The 19,143-nt window shown below is 71.0% G+C and carries 24 protein-coding genes; 10 read left to right on the top strand and 14 right to left on the bottom strand.

Going from position 1 to position 19,143, the window contains the following annotated elements; all coding sequences use genetic code 11:
- Positions 1-37 precede the first annotated feature (37 nt).
- Entirely contained in the window at positions 38-322 is a 285-nt protein-coding gene (locus tag SY84_RS00745) for a rhodanese-like domain-containing protein (RefSeq protein WP_046842388.1), read from the bottom strand.
- Positions 323-382: 60 nt separating this feature from the next.
- On the opposite strand from SY84_RS00745, the gene SY84_RS00740 reads away from it, so the two are divergent.
- A complete protein-coding gene (locus SY84_RS00740; protein ID WP_245621368.1) occupies positions 383-697 on the top strand; it encodes a rhodanese-like domain-containing protein in 315 nt (104 codons plus the stop codon).
- Positions 697-1,047 (top strand): metal-sulfur cluster assembly factor, encoded by a 351-nt coding sequence (locus SY84_RS00735; protein ID WP_046842386.1) that lies wholly within the window; start codon positions 697-699, stop codon positions 1,045-1,047. The genes SY84_RS00740 and SY84_RS00735 overlap by 1 nt, the downstream gene beginning before the upstream one ends.
- 189 nt (positions 1,048-1,236) lie before the next feature.
- Here the strand turns inward: SY84_RS00735 and SY84_RS00730 are convergent, their stop codons facing one another.
- Together SY84_RS00730 and SY84_RS00725 are read right to left on the bottom strand one after the other, a co-directional pair.
- Positions 1,237-1,920 carry a zinc metallopeptidase gene (locus SY84_RS00730; protein ID WP_046842385.1) on the bottom strand — a complete coding sequence of 228 codons (684 nt, stop codon included), beginning with the start codon at positions 1,918-1,920 and terminating at the stop codon, positions 1,237-1,239.
- Between the two features lie 143 nt (positions 1,921-2,063).
- Positions 2,064-2,348: a stage V sporulation protein S gene (locus SY84_RS00725; RefSeq protein WP_046842384.1), complete on the bottom strand. Its 285-nt coding sequence runs from the start codon at positions 2,346-2,348 to the stop codon at positions 2,064-2,066.
- A gap of 215 nt (positions 2,349-2,563) precedes the next feature.
- On the opposite strand from SY84_RS00725, the gene SY84_RS00720 reads away from it, so the two are divergent.
- Together SY84_RS00720 and SY84_RS00715 are read left to right on the top strand one after the other, a co-directional pair.
- On the top strand, positions 2,564-4,258 hold the full coding sequence (locus tag SY84_RS00720; RefSeq protein WP_052750987.1) for a PhoX family protein: 1,695 nt from the start codon (positions 2,564-2,566) through the stop codon (positions 4,256-4,258).
- A complete protein-coding gene (locus SY84_RS00715; protein WP_229755686.1) occupies positions 4,255-4,584 on the top strand; it encodes a hypothetical protein in 330 nt (109 codons plus the stop codon). The genes SY84_RS00720 and SY84_RS00715 overlap by 4 nt, the downstream gene beginning before the upstream one ends.
- Before the next feature lie 64 nt (positions 4,585-4,648).
- On the opposite strand, the gene SY84_RS00710 is transcribed toward SY84_RS00715, so the two are convergent.
- The 3 genes from SY84_RS00710 to SY84_RS00700 all read right to left on the bottom strand — a co-directional run bounded on the left by SY84_RS00710 (position 4,649) and on the right by SY84_RS00700 (position 7,241).
- Positions 4,649-5,752, bottom strand: coding sequence for an N-acetylmuramoyl-L-alanine amidase family protein (locus SY84_RS00710; protein ID WP_245621367.1), 1,104 nt, complete (start codon positions 5,750-5,752; stop codon positions 4,649-4,651).
- Positions 5,753-5,888: 136 nt separating this feature from the next.
- Positions 5,889-6,356, bottom strand: coding sequence for an Rrf2 family transcriptional regulator (locus SY84_RS00705; RefSeq protein WP_046842383.1), 468 nt, complete (start codon positions 6,354-6,356; stop codon positions 5,889-5,891).
- A 21-nt stretch (positions 6,357-6,377) separates the two neighbouring features.
- On the bottom strand, positions 6,378-7,241 hold the full coding sequence (locus tag SY84_RS00700; protein ID WP_046842382.1) for a DUF1028 domain-containing protein: 864 nt from the start codon (positions 7,239-7,241) through the stop codon (positions 6,378-6,380).
- A 50-nt stretch (positions 7,242-7,291) separates the two neighbouring features.
- On the opposite strand from SY84_RS00700, the gene SY84_RS00695 reads away from it, so the two are divergent.
- Together SY84_RS00695 and SY84_RS00690 are read left to right on the top strand one after the other, a co-directional pair.
- Positions 7,292-7,855: an AAA family ATPase gene (locus tag SY84_RS00695; RefSeq protein WP_046842381.1), complete on the top strand. Its 564-nt coding sequence runs from the start codon at positions 7,292-7,294 to the stop codon at positions 7,853-7,855.
- Entirely contained in the window at positions 7,843-8,295 is a 453-nt protein-coding gene (locus SY84_RS00690; protein ID WP_046842380.1) for a hypothetical protein, read from the top strand. Before SY84_RS00695 ends, SY84_RS00690 begins: the two co-directional genes overlap by 13 nt.
- Positions 8,296-8,298: 3 nt before the next feature.
- Here SY84_RS00690 and SY84_RS00685 read toward each other — a convergent pair whose 3' ends face one another.
- The 3 genes from SY84_RS00685 to SY84_RS00675 all read right to left on the bottom strand — a co-directional run bounded on the left by SY84_RS00685 (position 8,299) and on the right by SY84_RS00675 (position 11,624).
- Entirely contained in the window at positions 8,299-8,868 is a 570-nt protein-coding gene (locus SY84_RS00685; protein ID WP_245621366.1) for a C39 family peptidase, read from the bottom strand.
- A gap of 98 nt (positions 8,869-8,966) precedes the next feature.
- Positions 8,967-10,565: a peptide chain release factor 3 gene (locus SY84_RS00680; RefSeq protein WP_046842379.1), complete on the bottom strand. Its 1,599-nt coding sequence runs from the start codon at positions 10,563-10,565 to the stop codon at positions 8,967-8,969.
- A 108-nt stretch (positions 10,566-10,673) separates the two neighbouring features.
- The gene (locus SY84_RS00675) at positions 10,674-11,624 is read right to left on the bottom strand and encodes a histone deacetylase (protein WP_052750986.1); all 951 of its coding nucleotides are present in this window, start codon (positions 11,622-11,624) and stop codon (positions 10,674-10,676) included.
- Positions 11,625-11,647: 23 nt separating this feature from the next.
- On the opposite strand from SY84_RS00675, the gene SY84_RS00670 reads away from it, so the two are divergent.
- Positions 11,648-12,673 (top strand): NAD(P)H-dependent flavin oxidoreductase, encoded by a 1,026-nt coding sequence (locus SY84_RS00670; RefSeq protein ID WP_046842378.1) that lies wholly within the window; start codon positions 11,648-11,650, stop codon positions 12,671-12,673.
- Positions 12,670-13,176: a GNAT family N-acetyltransferase gene (locus SY84_RS00665; RefSeq protein WP_046842377.1), complete on the top strand. Its 507-nt coding sequence runs from the start codon at positions 12,670-12,672 to the stop codon at positions 13,174-13,176. The genes SY84_RS00670 and SY84_RS00665 overlap by 4 nt, the downstream gene beginning before the upstream one ends.
- Here the strand turns inward: SY84_RS00665 and SY84_RS00660 are convergent.
- Positions 13,167-13,547 (bottom strand): ACT domain-containing protein, encoded by a 381-nt coding sequence (locus SY84_RS00660; protein ID WP_046842376.1) that lies wholly within the window; start codon positions 13,545-13,547, stop codon positions 13,167-13,169. The genes SY84_RS00665 and SY84_RS00660 overlap by 10 nt on opposite strands.
- Positions 13,548-13,642: 95 nt before the next feature.
- Here SY84_RS00660 and SY84_RS00655 point away from each other — a divergent pair, with 95 nt between their 5' ends.
- A complete protein-coding gene (locus tag SY84_RS00655) occupies positions 13,643-14,683 on the top strand; it encodes a S1C family serine protease (protein ID WP_046842375.1) in 1,041 nt (346 codons plus the stop codon).
- A gap of 53 nt (positions 14,684-14,736) precedes the next feature.
- A complete protein-coding gene (locus SY84_RS00650; protein WP_046842374.1) occupies positions 14,737-15,309 on the top strand; it encodes a response regulator transcription factor in 573 nt (190 codons plus the stop codon).
- Positions 15,310-15,462: 153 nt separating this feature from the next.
- Here the strand turns inward: SY84_RS00650 and SY84_RS00645 are convergent, their stop codons facing one another.
- From SY84_RS00645 to SY84_RS00630, 4 genes are all read right to left on the bottom strand, one after another.
- Positions 15,463-15,759, bottom strand: coding sequence for an antibiotic biosynthesis monooxygenase family protein (locus tag SY84_RS00645; protein ID WP_046842373.1), 297 nt, complete (start codon positions 15,757-15,759; stop codon positions 15,463-15,465).
- 94 nt (positions 15,760-15,853) lie between these two features.
- Positions 15,854-17,407, bottom strand: a complete 1,554-nt coding sequence (locus SY84_RS00640) for a 2-isopropylmalate synthase (RefSeq protein ID WP_046842372.1) — start codon at positions 17,405-17,407, stop codon at positions 15,854-15,856.
- Positions 17,408-17,626: 219 nt separating this feature from the next.
- Positions 17,627-18,250 (bottom strand): uracil phosphoribosyltransferase, encoded by a 624-nt coding sequence (gene upp, locus SY84_RS00635; protein ID WP_046842371.1) that lies wholly within the window; start codon positions 18,248-18,250, stop codon positions 17,627-17,629.
- A gap of 51 nt (positions 18,251-18,301) precedes the next feature.
- Entirely contained in the window at positions 18,302-19,141 is an 840-nt protein-coding gene (locus SY84_RS00630; protein WP_046842370.1) for a phosphotransferase family protein, read from the bottom strand.
- Between the last annotated feature and the right edge of the window lie 2 nt (positions 19,142-19,143).

Genomic DNA, 19,143 nt, shown 5'->3' with positions numbered 1-19,143 from the left:
TCTAGAGCCCCCCGGCGTGAGAGGCGTCCCCGCCCGGTCAGTTGCCGTTCACCACGCCTCTCAGCGCGGGTACGCCGCCGGGGTATGCCCGCGCGTCCAGCCCGTCCGCCGTCAGGTAGCGGGCGGCCAGCCCGGAGCGCACGCCCCGCTCGCAGATCACGACCAGCGGCCCCAGGTCCGGGGTGAGGCCGTGCGCGCCGTCCTCGATGGCCTGGAGGCTCACGGCCCGCACGGGAAGCGCGGTCAGCCCGGCTAGGGGTTCGGCGGCGCGCAGGTCCTCAGGGCGCAGGTCGATGACGGTGGCACCTTCGGGCAGGGTCATGCGCGCAGGATACGCGCACGCGGCACATTCCGACCCGTGCGCTCGGGTATGCTGGGCCGCATGGAAGATGTCACCCCACAGGAAGGACTGCGCCGCGTGCAGCAGGGCGCGCTGCTCGTGGACGTCCGCGAACAGAACGAATTCGACGAGGTGCACGCCGAGGGTGCCCAGCTGATCCCCCTGAGCGAGTTCGAGACCCGCTACGCGGAACTCCCGAAGGACCGTGAACTGGTCATGATCTGCCGCAGTGGCGCGCGCAGCGCCCGCGCGGGCGAGTTCCTGAAGGCGCAGGGGTACGATTCGGTCGTGAACCTCGAGGGCGGCACGATGGCCTGGGTGCAGGACGGCCTGCCCAGCGTGCAGGGCGGGAACTGATGACCGCGCCCGAGAACGCGCCGACCCCGGCGGGCCTGCCCAGCGAGGCGCAGGTGCTGGAGGCCCTGAAGGTCGTGAAGGACCCGGAAATCCCGGTGAACGTGGTGGACCTCGGCCTGATCTACGGCGTGGACATCCAGGCGTCCGGTCTGGTGGACATCACCATGACCCTGACGAGCGTGGGCTGCCCGGTGCAGGACCTGATCCGCAGCGACGCGGAACTCGCCGTGGGCCGCCTGGACGGCGTCAGCGAGGTGAACGTGGAGTTCGTGTGGACGCCGCCATGGGGTCCGGACAAGATGACCGAGGACGGCAAGCGTCAGATGCGCATGTTCGGCTTCAACGTCTGAGACGGACTCCGGTTGAAAGGTTTGCAAACCTTTCAACCCGAGCGGATGCGAGCAGGAGCAAAACGGGTTCCGGGCGTGGAGTTTACAACCCGGTGATGTTCCGGGTTGTGAACGAAACAGACGGAATCCGTATGACGCAGTGCAAGCAAACCGCCCCAGCGCAAGGCCGGGGCGGTTTTCCGTGGGCGGTCAGTCGCTGTTGCGGGCGATGCTGAAGATGTTCAGGAACTGCGCCAGGGCCATGGCGAAGCCCGCGACGTAGGTCAGCGCGGCGGCGGTCAGGACGCTGCGGGCGCCGCCCTTCGCTTCGGGGCTGCCGCTCAGGCCGGTCTGGTTCAGGTAGGCCAGGGCGCGGCGGCTGGCGTCGAATTCCACGGGCAGGGTGATCAGGTGGAAGAGCAGCGCGGCGCCGAACAGGACCACGCCCAGCCACAGCAGGCCGGTCAGTTGCAGGAAGATGCCCGCCATGACGAGCAGCGGCGCGAGGTTCATGCCGAGGCTCAGCGGGACGGCCAGGCGGCCCCGGGCGACCAGGGCGGGCATGCGCACGCGGTCCTGGATGGCGTGCCCGACCTCGTGCGCGGCGACGGCCATCGCGGCGACGCTGGGGACGCCGTACACGCCCTCGCTGAGGTTCACGGTCTTGCGCATGGGGTCGTAGTGGTCGCTGAGGCTGCCGGGGACGGCGTTCACGGGTATGTGGTTCAGGCCGTTGGCGTCGAGCATCATCCGGGCCACCTGCTCACCGGTCAGGTTGCGGGGGTTGCGCACCCCACTCCAGCGGCGGTAGGTGCGGGTCAGGGAGCCCTGGATCACGAAGGACGCGATCAGGATCAGCAGGATCAGCGGGGTGTAGGGGCCGAGGAATTCCATGTCAGACTGCCTCCTGCCTCATATCTTAGCGAGTCAGACTCAGATTTTATGAGACTCCCCTCTGGCTGTCTTGACCCGAGAACCACCGGAAAGAGCGCGCCCACGGTCCCCCGCATGGCGCGCCCCTCCAGAACTGGCAGTCCTCAGCCCTGCGGGGCTGTGGGTGCCGGGATGCCCTGCACGAAGAAGCGCACTGCGGTGCGTTCCTCGTCATGAACGTCCAGCTTGACGAATTCAGGCTGAGTGTAGAGGTCCAGGTGGTCGCCCACCAGGTATCCACGGGCAATGGCGAGGGCCTTGACCGCCTGATTCACGGCCGCCGGACCGATCGCCTGGATCTCGACCTGCCCCTGCGAACGCAGTAGAGCGGCGATAGCACCGGCGATGGCATTGGGGCGGGACGTGCCGGACACGCGCAGGGTTTCCAAAATCATGCTCCTTTCCAACCGGCCGTCCAGATGGACCGCAGTTGAAACAGTTTCATATTAAGCGTGGCACTCCCGGCCGGACACCACATGTTTGCGGTATCCGGCCCTGCCCCCCTTCGGGGGGGGACGCCGAGCGAACCATACCCGTCCCAGCCTGACAGGCGCCTGACACCGAATTGACCCTCACGTCACAAAGGCGCGGCATTCTTCGGCGCATGACACAGGACACGGGTACCGCCAGCTTCTGGCACCGACTGCTGGACACCAGACTCACCCGCCGCAGCGCGCTGGGCAGCGCCGCCGCCACGGCCGCCGCCGTCGCCCTGCCCCTGACCATCAGCGAGGCCGAGGCCGTGAACAACGGCGCCCCCAGCGCCGTGGACCCCAGGGCCGTCAAACCCCAGACGGTCCCGCCGTTCCGCGCGATTCCCACCGGCAACGCCGACGCCCTGACCCTGCCCGCAGGCTTCCGCTATCAGGTGCTGGCCCCCTGGGGTGAAGTCTTCACGGACGCCGGACGCGAGATCGGCTTCAATCACGACTATGTCGGCTTCTTCCCCATCGACATGCTCGAGGGTGGCCAGAGCAGCACCGACGCCCTGCTGACCATCAACCACGAGTACGTGAACGCCCTGTTCGTCGGCGGCGATACCAAGAACCGCACGCCCGGGCAGATCAAAGCTGAGATGGAAGCCATGGGGGTCAGTGTCGTGCGGGTGCGCAAGGAGGGCGGCAAGTGGGCCATCGTGCCCGACCCCCGCAACCGCCGCATCGACGCGCTGACCGACATCGAACTGACCGGCCCCGCGCGCGGCTCGGCCGCCGTGAAGGGCGCCACGATGGTCAAGGGCACCATCGGCAACTGCTCCGGCGGACAGACCCCCTGGGGCACCCTCCTGACCTGCGAGGAGAACGTGGACGGCTACACCAAGGCCTGGGCCGGCAGCGGCTACGAGGCCATGCACCAGGGCTGGGTGACCGAAATCGACCCCTTCGACCCCAAGTCCACGCCCAAGAAACGCACCGCGATGGGCCGTTTCCGGCACGAGAACGTCGCCGTGACCGTCGCCGCCGACGGCCGCGTCGTGGGCTACATGGGTGACGACATGCAGGACTCCTGCGTGTACAAGTTCGTGTCCCGCGGCAAGTACAACCCGAACGACCGCGCCGCGAACCTGAAGCTGCTCGAAGAAGGCGACCTGTACGTCGCGAACTTCGGCAACGGCACGTGGGTCCTGCTGGACTTCGACCGCAACAAGAAACTTCAGGAAGCCAAAGGTGCCGACGGCAAGCCGCTGTTCGCCAATCAGGCCGACGTGCTGGCCGACGCCCGCGCCAGCGCCCTAGCCGTGGGCGGCACCCCGGTCGACCGGCCAGAGGACATCGAGATTCACCCCCGGACCGGCGAGGTGTACGTCGCCCTGACGAACAACAGCAAGCACGGCAACTACTTCGGGCAGATCATCAAGTTCCGTGAAGCCAAGGACGACTGGACCGCGCAGACGTTCCTGTGGGAGGTGTTCGCCGTGGGCGGCCCGCAGAGCGGCTTCGCCAGTCCTGACAACCTCGTGTTCGACCCCTACGGGAACCTGTGGATGGTCACGGACAACAGCGACCTGAGCACCAACCCCATCAAGGGCTTCCACGGCAACAACGCCATGTTCTTCTTCCCCACCGAGGGGCCCAACGCGGGCAAGGCGTACCGCTTCGCGATCGGCCCGGTGGACGCCGAGATGACCGGTCCCGTGTGGTCCCCGGACGGGAAAACGCTGTTCCTGGCCATCCAGCACCCCGGCGAGGACAGCGAGAGCCTGGACAAACTCCGTTCGAACTTCGCCGCGAAACCCGGCACGAACGTCCCGCGCCCCACGCTGGTCGCCATTGAGGGCTTCCCCGGGTGGCGCGCGTGACGACTGGCCTGCCGCCCGTCAAGGCCCCCTGGATCGTGGGGCGCCCTGCGCTGCTGGAGCACGCCGCTGCGGACTACCTGAATGAACTGGCCCGCCAGCGCCCCTGGACCCGCTCGCGCGCCGAGGAGCTGCTGGAGAGCCTTGAGGCGTTCCTGGGCGAGCCTGCACCCCTGCTGGCCTACACCCGCCTGACCGGCGAGGCGTGGCTGCGCACGCTGCCCAGCACGGACCAGACCGAGGCCGCCGAGCTGCTGGGCGACTTCCGCGCGTACCTGCGCGACTGGGGCTGGCTGGACCACGCCCGCCCGGTCAATCAGCCCGACTGAGCCCAGACCGGCCCACATTACTGGCGTGCGCCCCCGGTCGGCTGGGGGCGCACGCTCTGACGGCTCACTTCGTGTTCAAGAAATCCAGGATCGCGCGGGCCAGCGCCTGTGCCAGCACCTCGCGGTAGGCGGCGCTGCCGAGCTTCGGTCCCTCGACCGGACTGGACCCGAAGCCCAGTTCGACCAGGATGGCGGGCGTGGTGGGGTTCTTGATGACGTAGAACGCGTCGGTCTGCACGCCGCGGTTCACCGCGCCCGTCGCGGCGATCAGGCGCGCCTGGACCTTCTGGGCCAGCTGACGGCTGAACGCGATCTTGGCCTGCGCGAGGATGTCCCCCAGTTCCTTCTGCGCGGTGCTGGACGCCTGCCGCGTGAGTTCCAGACCGACGCTGCCGCCCCCGTTCTCCAGCACGGCGAGGCTGCGGTTCCCACCCGCGAGCGGCTGCCCGAAGTAGTACGTCTCGATGCCCTGCGCGGACGGACTGGCAGCGTTCACGTGAATGCTCACGAAGGCACTTACCTGACCGTTGTTCGCCATGGCCGACCGCGCCGCGAGGTCACGTTTCTTGTCGGGGCTGAGGTGCCGGTCGCTGCTGCGGGTCATGACAACGTCCACGCCGTGCTTGAGGAGTTCAGCGCGGGTGCGCAGCGCGACGTCCAGCGTGACGTCCTCCTCGGTCACCCAGCGGCTGACCATGCCGGGATCGGTGCCCCCATGCCCGGGGTCGAGGACCACGCGGGGCCGCACCACGGACGTCCCGGCAGGCCGCACGACCGGCGCGGGCACAGGGGACCGGGTGGCCGCCGGACGGGCCGGGACGGCCGCTGCGGCGGCGCTGCTGGGCACGTCGATGACCAGCCGGGCGCCCTGACCGCCCCCGGCGGGCAGCACGCTGACCTTCGCGCTGGCGTGCCCCCTGGCGAGGGTGACGGTCACGGTCCGGCCCGCCACGGCGTACGCGGTGACGCCCGACGCACTGAGTGGGCCCTGCTCGGCCTTCAGGGAAGCGCCCAGGGTAACGGTCACGCTCTGGCCGGTGACCCGGCTGCTGGCAGTCGTGGCGGCGGGCAGGTCGAATACCAGCCGGGTGTAGCCGTCGTGCTGGCCGACCCTGGGGGCGGCGTACGCGCTGCCGAGCAGCAGGCCTCCCAGCAGGAGGGTTCTCACGGTCCTGATCATGCGGTTTGCGGGGCTGTTCACTGCCGGGAAGTGTACCGCCCGGCGCGCGTTTCCCGGATGGGAGCGGCGTGCCGGGCGTCTCACACAGGTGGGCACCGTCGGGTTGTTCACACGGCCGGGCCGGTCAGGCGTTCGGTTTCAGCAGGTGCCCCAGGCAGTGGCCGTAACTGACGCCCTGCTGCGCGTCCAGGACGAGGTCCTGCACGCTGAATTCCTGCAGGACGCCCAGCATCGCGTCGCGCATTCGGGTGTAGATGGTGTTGCGGGCGTGGCAGCGGGCCTCCTCCACGCAGGGGTCGTGCCAGTTCAGGCTGATGCACGACAGCGGCGCGACCGGCCCGTCGATGGCGCGCACCACCTCGCACAGGCTGATGAGCCCCGGCTTGCGGGCCAGGGCGTATCCGCCGCCGATGCCCTTCTTGCTCTTCACGACGCCCTTGGCGGTCAGGGCGGCCAGAATGCGCACGAGGTACGGGCGGTGCACGCCGGTCGCCTCGCTGATCTCCTCGCTGGACACCCAGCGGTCCAGGGCCTGCGACCCCAGGAAACCCAGGGCCTGGAAGGCGTACACGTCGGTGGCGGAAAGCCGCATGGGGCGCAGTGTACCGCGCCGCTAGCGTACGTGGCCTGCATACTGGGCGCGCAGGTACGCCAGCGCGACCGGATCGACCTGCCCGCCCGGTGCCCAGCGTTCCTCCAGGTTCTCGGTGCCGAACAGCGCCCACGCGGCGGCCTCGGTGTCGGCGTCCCACGGGCCGCCGGGCAGCGCTGTGGCGTGCCCCTGCGCCAGGAGCAGGGCGCGCAGCCACGCGAGTTCCTCATCCGTCAGGGGCCGGGTGGTCTCGGGGCGGGTGAACAGCAGGTCGTGCAGATCGAGCAGCCGCGCGAGTTCCCGGCAGGGATCGGCGTGATCGTCCGCGCGGAGGTTCACCCAGTCGTCCGTCAGGCCGCCGTAGCCACGCCCGGGCCCCGCGCACAGCAGGGCGGCCGACTGCCGCCCACGCCGGTCACCACCCGCCGCGTCCCCGGCGTTCAGGGCCGCCAGCAGGCGCCGGGGCAGGGACAGTTCGGCACCGGCTTCCCAGGCGGCACGCATGGCCTCCACGACGCCCGGCCCGGCCAGGACATTACCCTGGATGGCGACGTCGGCGGCGGCGTACCCACCCGCCCAGGCGTGGCAGTCCGGCCCCGTGAAGGTGACGCTGCTGCCGTCGGCGCCGACCAGCCCGAACTGCCGCTGCGCGATGCCGGGGTCAGTCGCCTGGAAGTGTGCGCCCACGGCGGCGGCGTCCAGCCCGGAGGCCAGCAGACGCAGGCCCTCGGGACCGAAGGTGGGGTTCACATAACTCTGGGTGGCGACGGCCCCCACGCCGCCGCGCACGAAGGGCACCAGGGCGCCCACGGCGAGGAACTTGCTGGCGACCGCCACACCCAGGTCCCCGGTGCGGGCGTCGCGGCCCACGATGGAAAAGGTCATGCGTGCAGGCTAGCGCCTTCCCGGCAGGGCGGCACTGTACGCTCCGTGACATGACCGAGGGGACTGGGCAGAGCGGGCGGGGCGTGATCTGGGTGCTGAGCGGCAGCCCGGGCGCGGGCAAGTCCAGCGTGTCGCGCTCGCTGCTGGCCCACTTCCCGTTCGGGCTGCACCTGCCCATTGACGACCTGCGCGAGATGGTCGTGTCGGGCCTCGCGCACCCGGCGCCCGATCACCCGCCGGAGGCCGTGCGGCAGTTCGCGCTGGCCCGCACCGCCGCGGCGCAGTCGGCCCGGCTGTACGCGCAGGCGGGGTTCGCAGTGGCGGTGGACGACGTGCTGTGGCCGGCCGATCTGGCGTTCATGGCCCGGCACTGGGACGGGCTGGAGGTGCGCCCGGTGCGGCTGTACACCACGCTGGAGGTCGCGCACGAGCGCAACCGCACCCGCACGAACAAGACGTACGACACGTCGACCCTCGCGCCGCTGATTGACGGGCTGGACCCGCAGATGCCCCCCAGGATCTACCGGGAGGCCGGGTGGGCAGTCGTGGACAGCAGCGCCCTGACGCTGGAGGCCACCGTGGACACCCTGCTGCGCCTGGAGTGGCCCGCGTGACGGAGGCGGTCGTGAGCGGCACGTGGTTCGTGGTCCGTACCAGCCTGCCGCTGTGGCGCACGCGGGACAACCCCAGCGTGACGTACGCGCCGCTGCCGGACGGGCGGGTGGTGGACACCGTGCGCTTCACCCGCCGGGGACGAGCAGGGCTGATCATCGGCGTGGACACACCGCTGCCCGATGGGGGCTGGGCGTGGCGCGGCGTGAGCCTCCTGACGCGGTTCACGGTCAGCCGCTGGCAGGTGCTGGCCGCCGGGGACGGCTGGGCGGTCACGGTGTTCGAGCGGACGCCGTTCACGCCCGCCGGGCTGGACGTGTACGCCCGCACACCCAGCCTCAGCGCGGCGCAGGCGCAGGAGGTGGAGGCGGCCCTGGACGGCCTTGCGGGGGCGCAGCCGTTCCGCGCGGCGCTGTTCAGTCCCCGGCACGACGGACGCTGAGGGTCAACCGATGACGCTCCTGACCTTCGCGGCCATGTTCGGCGGGTACAGCACCGCGAACTGCCCGCGTTGGTCGGCCCACACGCGGTTCATGTCGTCGTAGCCCATCGCCACGTAGCCCAGCAGGGGGTCCATGATGAACACCTGCCGGGTCTGGTCGTTGTAGCCCATCAGGACCCGCCAGTGCGGGATGACCTGACCCTGGGCGGTGATATGGCTCTGGAGGGCAATGACGGGCAGGCCGCTGCGGATGGCAGCCCGGGCGGTGTTCACGCTGCCGCCCGAGAACAGGCGCGCCTGCATCCCCACGCGCGGCGCGAAGTCCACGATGGCCTGCGCCGTCATGTAGGACCGCTCGGTGGGGCGGGTCAGGCGGCTCACCTCGGTCATGTCCACCCGCAACCCGAAGTACCCCAGCACCTGCGTGATGCTGGCCGGGCCGCAGGCGTTGTACGACTGGCGGATCAGCGGCATGCCGCTCAGGACGTAGCCGGGCGGATTGGAGGCCGGCGCGGCGGCCTGCGCGGGCAGACTCAGGGCGCAGGCGAGGACCAGCAGGCGGGCGAGATGCACCCGCGCAGCATGGCACGGGCCACCTGACCGGTTTGTCTCAAGGTCACATGAAGACGGGGCAGAGGCCGCGCGACCTCTCCCCCGTCCATCGGCGTCCCTTACACCCGCGTGAGGTCCCTGGGCAGCGGCAGGAACTCGATCTCCGGGTGCTGCTCGGCGGTGTACTCCAGGTCGTAGCGGCTGCGGAACAGCATGACCGGGCGGCCCTGGTCGTCCTCGACGTGCCGGGCGAAGCGGGCGACGTTCGTGGGGTCACCGGCCAGCCAGCGCACAAGCTGGTAACTGGTCACGTGCATCTCGACCTCCACGCCGTACTCCTCCTGGAGGCGAGCCTGGAAGACCTCGAACTGCAGCGGCCCGACCGCACCCAGGTACGGGTCGCGCGCGCCGTCGGTCGGGTAGAACACCTGAACCACGCCCTCTTCAGCCAGCTGCGTGAGGCCCTTCATGAACGCCTTGCGTTTGCCCACGTCGCGCAGGCCGATGGTGGCGAACGTCTCGGGCGTGAAGCGTGGGAAGCCGGGCAGGACCACCTTGGCGTCCACGCTGATCACGTCCCCGATCTGGAACACGCCGGGGTTCACGAGGCCGACAATGTCGCCGGGGTACGCTTCCTCGACCTTCTCGCGGTCCTGCGCGAACAGCGTGTGCGCCTGCGACAACCTCAGCTTGCGGCCCGTGCGGGTGTGCGTGACGTCCATGCCGCGCTCGAAGTGGCCGCTCATGACCCGCATGAAGGCCGTGCGGTCGCGGTGCTGCTTGCTCATGTTCGCCTGCAACTTGAAGATGAAGCCCGCGAAACCCGCCTCCGGGCTGCGTTCACCCAGGTTCGTCTCGACCGGGCCGGGGGGCGGCGCGAGGTCCACGAAGTTGCTCAGGAAGTGCTCGACGCCGAAGTTGTTCATGGCCGAGCCGAAGAACACCGGGGTCAGCTCGCCGCTCAGGAAGGCCGCCGGGTCGAATTCCGGCATGGCGCCCTGGATGAGTTCCACGTCCTCACGCAGTTTCGCGGCGAGGTCGGCACCGACCAGCGCGTCCAGCTTCGGGTCGTCCAGGCCGCTGGTCTGCATGGGCGCGCGGTGCTTGCCGCCGGACGTGCGTTCGAAGGCCAGCACCTGATGGGTCTGCAGGTCGTACACGCCCTTGAAGTCCGGGCCGTCCCCGATCGGCCACGTCAGCGGCACGGCCGTGATCTTCAGGATGCCCTCCAGCTGCTCGAGCAGTTCGAAGGGGTCCTGGGCGGGGCGGTCCATCTTGTTCACGAACGTCAGGATCGGAATGCCGCGGTTGCGGCACACCGCGAACAGCTTCTCGGTCTGCGCCTGCACGCCACGCGCGGCGTCCAGCACCATCAGGGCGCTGTCGGCGGCGGTCAGGGTGCGGTAGGTGTCCTCACTGAAATCCTGGTGACCGGGGGTGTCGAGGAGGTTGATGTGCCGCCCGCGGTACTCGAAGGTCAGCGCGGACGAGCTGATGGAGATGCCGCGCTGCTGCTCGATGCTCATCCAGTCGCTCTTGGTGTGGCTGCGACCTTCCTTGGCGGTGACGCTGCCGGCTTCCTGGATGGCACCTCCGTACAGCAGGAGTTTTTCCGTGATGGTGGTCTTCCCGGCGTCCGGGTGGCTGATGATGGCGAAGGTGCGGCGCCGGGCGATCTCGCTGGCGAGCGCGGCGGGGTTGATCTCGGGGCTGGTCATGGGAACTCCTGCGGGCCTGGAACGGTCGCGGCCCGGACATGCGTGAAGGTGGGAATCAACGCGGGTCTCGACTCGCGCTAGGGGGGCGTGAGGAGAACCGTCATGCCCTCATGATACGGCACGTCCCGCCCCGCGTGCCGCGTGCGGTGCGAAGGCCTCCAGCGCGGCGTCCAGCGTGCCCAGCCGCGCGGCGATCAGCTGCGTGGGGTCGCGGTGGTACCCGCCCGCCATGACGGTCACGAGGGGCGTGCGGGTGCGGGCCGCCCAGCGGAACACGCGGCGGTCGCGGGCCTGCACGCCGTCCAGCGTCAGGGCGAGCCGTCCCAGTTGATCGCCGGCCAGGACGTCCGCGCCCGCGAGGTAGAACGCGAAGTCCGGCTGAAAGGCCGTCACGAGGGGCGTGACCTGCGCGTCCAGCGCGTGCAGGTAAGCAGCGTCGCCCGTCCCGTCGGGCAGCGACACGTCCAGGTCACTGGTCTCCTTGCGGAAGGGATAGTTGCGCTCGGCGTGCAGGCTGACGGTCAGCACGCGCGGCTCGTGCGCGAAGATCGCGGCGGTGCCGTTCCCCTGGTGCACGTCCAGATCAAGGATGAGGATGCGCCGCGCTCGCCCCGTGTCGAGCAGCCAGCGGGCGCTGATCGCCACGTCGTTCAGGAACGAGAAGCCCTCGGCGTGATCGGCGTAGGCGTGGTGGGTGCCGCCGCCCAGGTTCACGCCCAGGCCCCGCGTCAGGGCGTCGCGGGTGGCGGCCAGGGTCGCGCCGCTGCTGCCCAGGCCCCGCTCGACGACTGCCGGGGTCCAGGGAAAGCCCAGCGCCCGCTCCTCGGCGCGGGTGACCTGCCCGCCGCGCCAGCGGGCCAGGAACGCGGGATCGTGCACCGCCTCGGCATACGGCCAGTCGAGGCTGGGGGCGTCCACCAGCGGCAGTCGCGCCTGCGCGCCGTCCAGCAGGGCCTGAATCCACTCGCGCGGCAGGAACTGCCGTCTGGGCGCGGCCTGCGCCTGATATGCGGCGCGCCGGAACGCCGTGAACGCGCGGAACGGGTGCGGGAACGTCACGTCCGCAGCGTACGCTGGGCGGCATGACCCGACCGCGATCCTGGCCGGAATTGCTCGCCCAGTTGCGCACGCCCCTGGCGCTGGCCCCCATGGCGGGTGGGGTGGGCACCCCCGCGCTGGCCGCCGCCGTGACCCGCGCGGGCGGGCTGGGCAGCCTGGGCGGCGCGTACCTGACCCCGCAGGCACTGAGAGACGCGATCCGCGAGGTGCGCGCGCTGACAGACGGGCCGCTGCTCGTGAATCTGTTCGCGCCGCAGCCGGTGCCTGCCGTCACGCCCGACGCGGTGGCCGTCGCCACGGCAGAACTCAGACCCTTCCACGACGCGCTGAACCTCCCCCCGCCCACCCTGCCGGAGCGCGTGCAGGAGGACTTCAGCGCGCAGCTGAACGTCGTGCTGGAGGAACGCCCGGAGGTCTTCAGCGTCGCGTTCGGCCCCGTCCCACCGGACGCCCTGGCGGCCCTGCGGGCGCGGGGCATCCTGACGGTCGGCACCGCCACCAGCCTCAGCGAGGCGCTGGCCCTGCACGAGAGCGGCGTGGACGCGGTCACCGTGCAGGGCGGCGCGGCGGGCGGACACCGGGGCGGCTGGCAGGACGACCCCCTCGCGGACACCCTGACCCTCGTGCGGGAGGTCGCGCGGGCCACGCCCCTCCCGGTCCTCGCGGCGGGCGGCCTGATGACCGCCGGGCACGTCCGCGCGGCGCGGGCGGCCGGGGCGACGCTGGCGCAGTGCGGCACGGCGTTCCTCCTGGCCAACGAGGCGGGCACCTCCGCGCCGTACCGGCAGGCCATCCGGGACGGCACGCGCGACACCGTCCTGACCCGCGCGTACTCGGGGCGCGCGGCGCGGGGCCTTCGCACCGCCCTCACCGACGCCGTGACGCATCCCCTCCCCTTCCCGCACCAGAACGCCCTGACCCGCCCCCTGCGCACGGCGGGCGCGCAGGAGGGGAGGCAGGCGGACGTCCTGAGCCTGTGGGCCGGCACCGGTTACCGGCAGGCGCAGGCGACCGGGGCGGCGCAGATCGTCGCAGGCCTGACGCCGTGACCGTCACGCTGCGGCCCCTGCGCCCCGGGGATGAGGAGGCGGCGGTGCGCTGGGCGGCCGATCCGGTGTTCTGCCGCTCGGCGGACTGGACGCCGGGGCTCGCGCCGCGCGTGGTGCGGCGGCACTGGGCGGCGATCATCGCGGGGGGCGACCCGGCGTTCCTGCGGCTGGGCGCCGAGCTGGACGGGCGGCTGGTGGGGTTCGTGGATCTGGCGGGCCTGGACGGCACGTCGGCGGAGTTCGGGATTGTCATCGGGGAGCGGGCGCTGTGGGGCCAGGGTGCAGCGCGCCGGGCGGGTGAGGCGCTGATCGCGCACGCGGCGGGGCTGGGGCTCTCGCGGCTGACGGCGCTGGTGCACGCCCCGAACGCGCGGTCGCACGCGCTGATGCGCCGCCTGGGGTTCGTGGAGGCCGGGCACGCCGACCCGGAATCCTACATGGGCGAGGTGGTGCCGGTCGTCCGCTACGCACGGGAGCTCGGTTCAGACTCGCCTCACTCCTGAACGGTGTGCCCGGCCTCCCGCAACGCCGCCACGCTGCGGCCGAGGTCGCTGGCCGCGACGAGCACGTAGTCGGTGTTGAAGGTGGACAGCGCGAAGATGCCCACGCCCGCGTCCCGCAGGGGGTTCAGGACGCTGGCGAGGATGCCGGTCAGGGTGAACTCGAACGGCCCGGTGAGCCTCAGCGCCTGCCAGCCGCGCTGGACGCGCACGCCGTCCGGCACCCCCTCGGCGGGGCACACGACGCTCAGTTCATCCGGGGCGTTCATGACGCACCACAGGTCGCCGCGTGTGGCCCAGTCCGGCACGGCGCTGCCGGCGGGGAGCTGGGCGACGGCGTACTCGCCGGGCAGGACGGTCAGCGTCAGGGACATGCCGGCAGGATACGGCGACCCTGGCCGTTCGGTGGGGGCGCGGGCCTGTGCGGGTGGGGGGCGTGTTTCCGGGCGGCGGGGCGCACCATGACGGCATGACGACTCTTTCTGATCTTTCAACGGCAATGGCGGACGCGGTCGAGCAGGCCGCGCGGAGTGTGGTGACGGTGCGCGCGGCGCGCCCGGTGAGCGGCACGGTGGTGGGCGACGGGCTGGTCCTGACGCCCGCGCACCTGCTGCACGCCGACGAGGTGCCGGTGATCACCCCGGACGGGCAGACCCGGACGGGCGTGGTCGTGGGCCGCGATCCGGGCAGCGATCTGGCGCTCCTGCGCGTGGACGGCCTGACCATCCCGGCACTCACGGCAGGTGAGGCGGGGCGCGCGGGTGAACTCCTGCTCGCGGTGGGCCGCCCGCCCGGGGGCGTGCAGGCCAGCCTGGGCCTGAATCCCGGCCGGGTGCGGGACGGCTGGCTGCACGCCGGGGCCCAGCCGTTCCCCGGCGTGAGTGGCGGCGCGCTCGTGAACGCGCAGGGTGAACTCGTGGGCGTGCTGAACGCGGGCGTGCGGCGCGGGCAGCTGCTGGCCGTCCCGGCCGCGCGGGCGGCGCGCGTGGCCGACCTGCTGTCCCGCGAGGGCCGCGTGCCGCGCGGGTACCTGGGGCTGGCGACGCAGCCCGTGCACTTCCCGGCCGCCGCGACGCCGGACGAGGTGGATGAGGACGCCCTCCCCGGCGGGCCGTTCGGTGGCGGCCGCTTCGGCCCGGGCCGCCCCCGGGGTGAGGGGGGCCCCTGGGGCGGGCGTCGCGGTCCCGGACGTGGGCCGGATCACGGCGGGCACGGTCACCCCGGGCGGGGTGGGATGGACGAGGCCCGACTGGAGAAACTCCGCCGCTTCCGTGAGCGGTTCGCGGGCGGTCGGGTGGGCCTGACGGTCGTGCAGGTCGAGGCGGGCAGTCCCGGTCAGGCGGCAGGCTTCCGGGTGGGGGACGTGCTCCTGGCGCTGGACGGCGAGGGCTTCACGCACCCGGCGGAGCTGCTGTCGCGTGTCCGCACCCGCGCGGGCGAGACGGTGACTCTGCGCGTCCTGCGCGGCGGCGAGGAGCAGGACGTGACCGTCAGCGTGGGTGAACGCTGACCGTGCCCGTTCCCGCGTCCACCAGCAGGGCGCCCGCCCCGGTACGATCAGGCATGACCGCCGCGCCTGCCCTGCCCACCGTGCTCGTCACGCTGGGTTCGGCGGTGCTCGCGGCGGGCGTGGCGGCCATCCTGGGCGGCGCGGGGTTCCTGGCCGCGCGGGACGGCCGCGAACCGGACGTGCTGATCGTGGACGACGGCTGGCTGGACGACCCCTCACCCCTGGACGGCGCGGCGGTCGTGTCACTGGGCTCGCGCGCGTGGGCGGAGGTGCTGCCCGACCTCTGCCCGCACGGCTGGGCGTGCCTGCCCGCAGACGCCACGCCCGCCGAACTGATCGCGGCCGTGCACGGCGCGGCGGCGGGACTGGTGACGCTGCCGCCCGCGTGGCTGGCGCCGGCCGACGAGGAGCCGCTCCCCTCGGGCGAGGTGACCCTCACGCCCCGCGAACGCGACGTGCTGGCCCTGCTCGCCGAGGGCCTCAGCAACAAGCGCGCCGCGCGCGACCTGGGCGTCAGCGAGAGCACCGTGAAGTTCCACGTGCAGGCGCTGTACTCCAAGCTGGGCGTCCAGAGCCGCGCCGGGGCGGTCGCGCGCGGCATCGCGCTGGGCCTCGTGACAGTCTGATACGGGATTAAATTGACGTGCTTGCAGCGTCGTCGCGTTCCGTTGTCCCCTCTCCCCTTGTGGGAGAGGGAGGGAGGAGCGAAGCGACGGAAGGGTGAGGGGGCCATCAGGCGACTCCGAATGATTTGGAATCACTTGAATCCCGTATGAGGTTCAGCCCAGCTCCACCCGCGTGAAGTGCTCCACGGTCGGGAACGGGTCGTAGAAGTGGTGCAGCAGGGCGCGCCACTGCTGGTACCCGGCGCTGCCGCGGAAGCCCACGGTGTGATCCTCCAGCGTGGCCCACCAGACGAGCAGGGCGTAGCGGTGGTCATCTTCCAGGCAGTGTTGCAACCCGTGCCGGATGTACCCCGGCATCCCCGCGATGATGCGCTGCGCCTGCGCGAACGCCGCCTCGAACTCGGTCGTCTGACCGGGTCGGATCTGCAGCAGGGCGATTTCCAGGATCATGCTTCCTCCTTCGGGAAAACGGGGAGGCCGGTGCTTCCAGCCTCCCTGTCCTTCAGCCGCGCAGGGGCGGACCCATCAACATTCGACTATGGCCTTAAATGCGGCCGGGGGCGAATTCGCCCTGGCGGCGTTCGGTGCCCATGCCGGCGACGACCATGTTGTGGATGCGGACCCAGGCGCGGGCGCTGGCCTCGACGACGTCGGTGGCGACGCCGCTGCCGTGCAGGGTGGTCTCGCCGTGGCGGGCGCCAATGCTGACCTCGCCCAGCGCGTCGCCGCCCTTGGTGACGGCCTGGATGCGGTAGCTTTCCAGTTCGGGGTTCAGGCCGGTGATGCGGTTGATGGCCTGGAACGCGGCCTCGACGGGCCCGTCGCCGTGAGCGGTGGCCTCGACGGCGCCGTCGGGGGTCTGGAGGCGCACGAAGGCGACGGGGGTCATGTTCATGCCGCTGGTGATCTGGAAGCCTTCCAGGGTGAAGGTCTGCGGGACGTCGCTGCGGGCCTCGACGAGGGCGCGCAGGTCGTCGGCGTAGATCTGGCCCTTGCGGTCGGCGAGGTCCTTGAAGCGGCCGAACAGGTGCTGGACCTTGTCGTCGGTCAGGTCGGTGTAGCCCAGGTCGTTCAGGGCCTTGCGGAACGCGGCGCGGCCGCTGTGCTTACCCATGACCAGGACGGCGGCTTCGCGGCCGACCAGTTCGGCGTTCATGATCTCGTACGTCTCGCGGGCCTTGATGACGCCGTCCTGGTGGATGCCGCTCTCGTGCGCGAAGGCGTTGTCGCCCACGATGGCCTTGTTGGGCTGGACGGGCATGCCGCTCAGGCGGCTGACCATGCGGCTGGCGCGGTACAGTTCGCGGGTGCGGATGCCGGTCTCGAAGCCGTAGTGGTCGCGGCGGGTGTGGAAGGCCATGACGAGTTCTTCTAGGCTGGCGTTCCCGGCGCGCTCGCCGATGCCGTTGATGGTGCATTCGATCTGCCGCGCGCCGCCCTGCGCGGCGGCGACGGAGTTCGCCACGGCCATGCCCAGGTCGTCGTGGCAGTGGGCGCTGAGGATGACGTGGGCGGGCAGCGCGGCGCGGATCTCGGCGAACAGCGCGCGGATCTCCTCGGGGGTGGTGTAGCCGACGGTGTCGGGGATGTTGATGGTGGTCGCCCCGGCCTCCACGGCCGCCCTGAAGATGCGGATCAGGAAGGCGGTGTCGCTGCGGGTGGCGTCCTCGGCGCTGAATTCCACGTCGTCCACGAAGGAGCGGGCGTAGGTGACGGCCTGGATGGCGCGTTCGACGACCGCGTCGGGTTCCAGCTGGAGTTTCTTCGCCATGTGGATGGGGCTGGTGGCGATGAAGGTGTGGATGCGGGGTTTCTCGGCGGATTCGACGGCTTTCGCGGCGGCCTCGATGTCGGGGCGGGCGGCGCGGGCCAGGCCGGTGATGATCGGGCCGCGGACCTCGCGGGCGATGCGGCTGACGCCTTCCAGGTCGCCGGGGCTGGCGATGGGGAATCCGGCCTCGATGACGTCCACGCCCATGCGGGCGAGCTGGTGGGCGATCTCCAGTTTCTGGGTGTGGTTCAGGGCCACGCCGGGGCTCTGCTCGCCGTCGCGCAGGGTGGTGTCGAAGATGCGGATGCGGTTCGTGTCGGTCGTCATGGGCGGCTCCTGGTGCTGGGAATCTGGCGCTGGGTATGAGGTGCAATGAAAAACCCCGGAGGGTGAAGTCCTCCGGGGGGTTCAGGCGCGGTTCTCCTTGCCGTTCACTCCACCGGAGGACAGGTAAGAAGAAGGCTGAACGCGGTCATGGGTTCAGCGTAAGCGGCGGTCAGTGTGGGGTGCACAGGTTGTCTAAAAACGAGCGTTCTACGCCTGCACTCACTTGGTGCCGTAGATGCGGTCGCCCGCGTCGCCCAGCCCGGGCACGATGTACCCGTGGTCGTTCAGGTGGGAGTCCAGGGCGGCGACGACGATCTCCACGTCCGGGTGGTCGCGTTCGATCACGGCCACCCCCTCGGGCGCGGCGAGGATGCACATGAGCTTGATGCTGGTCGCCCCGGCCGCTTTCAGGCTGGCGATGGCGGCGCTGGCGCTGCCCCCGGTGGCGAGCATGGGGTCGGTGAGGAACACGCGCCGCTCGGCGATGTCGGTGGGGAGCTTGTTGTAGTACGCGACCGGCCCGAGGGTCTCGGGGTCGCGGTACAGGCCGATGTGGCCGACCTTCGCGGCGGGCACGAGCTGCACGATCGAATCGGTCATGATCAGCCCGGCGCGCAGGATGGCGACCAGCGCCAGCTTCTTGCCGCTGAGCATGGGGAACTCGGCGGTGGTGATGGGCGTGGTGACTTCCTCCTGGGTGACTTCGAGGTCGCGCATGGCCTCGTAGGCGAGAAGCAGGCTGACCTCGCTGGCCAGCTCGCGGAATTCCTTCACGCCGGTGTGCACGTCGCGCATGACCGAGAGTTTGTGTTGAACGAGGGGATGGGTGACGACAGTAACCATGCGCCCACCATACCCCGCGGCCCGCAGGGCGTCCGGCCCTGGCGGGGCCGCTCAGCCGGGCAGGCGGGCCAGGGCGTGGCGGGCGCGCGGCACCTTCTGGTCGCGCTGGCCCTCGAATTCGTACGGTTCGTTCATCAGGAACCAGTACAGGTCGTGCAGGGTGGTCATGGCGAGGTACGCGCGGTAGCGGGTCAGCGTGGCGGGCGTCTGGTCCGGCAGGAAGGTCAGCGCCGCCTGGAGGCTCTCGTCGGGCGGGAGCAGGTCGAGGGTGCCGGTCTTGAGCAGCGCGAGGTCCCGCAGCGGGTCGTCCCAGTCGGCCTTCGTCCAGTCGATGATCAGCACCTCGCCGTGGGGTTCGCTGATCAGGATGTTGTCGTGCCACAGGTCCAGGTGGCAGAACGCGGCGGGCTGGTCGAGCAGGCCGCGGTCCAGGGGAATCTCGACCGCGTCGAACAGGTCGTCCAGCGGGTAGGCGGCCAGGGCGCTGCGGAAGCGGCGCAGGCGGTCCTGAACGCGGCGCAGGTTCACGCGGCCCCAAGTGGTGCCGTGCAGGGCGCGCAGGCTGGCGCGTAGTTGCGTCAGGGCGCGGGGCACGTCGGGCGTGCGCAGGGGGTGACCGTCGAAGCGGCGCATGATCAGCGCCTCGATGCCGTCCACCTCCAGCGCGTCGATCACGCGGTCGCCCATCCCGGCGCGGCGCATGTTCTCGGCCTCCACGCCGTGCTCGCCCTGGTGGTTGCGGTACACCTTGATGACGGTCTGGCCGTCCTGCGTGGCGTACACGCGGCTCTGCATGCCGGCGTCCACGGGGGTCAGGGGGCCGAACCGCGCTTCCAGGTTCGGGAAGCGCGGGGTGGGTGGGTCTCCGGGGTGGGCGGGGCGCAGGGTCATGC

The sequence above is a fragment of the Deinococcus soli (ex Cha et al. 2016) genome (assembly GCF_001007995.1).
Taxonomy (GTDB): domain Bacteria; phylum Deinococcota; class Deinococci; order Deinococcales; family Deinococcaceae; genus Deinococcus; species Deinococcus soli.
This window is presented reverse-complemented; position numbering and strand designations above follow the sequence as displayed.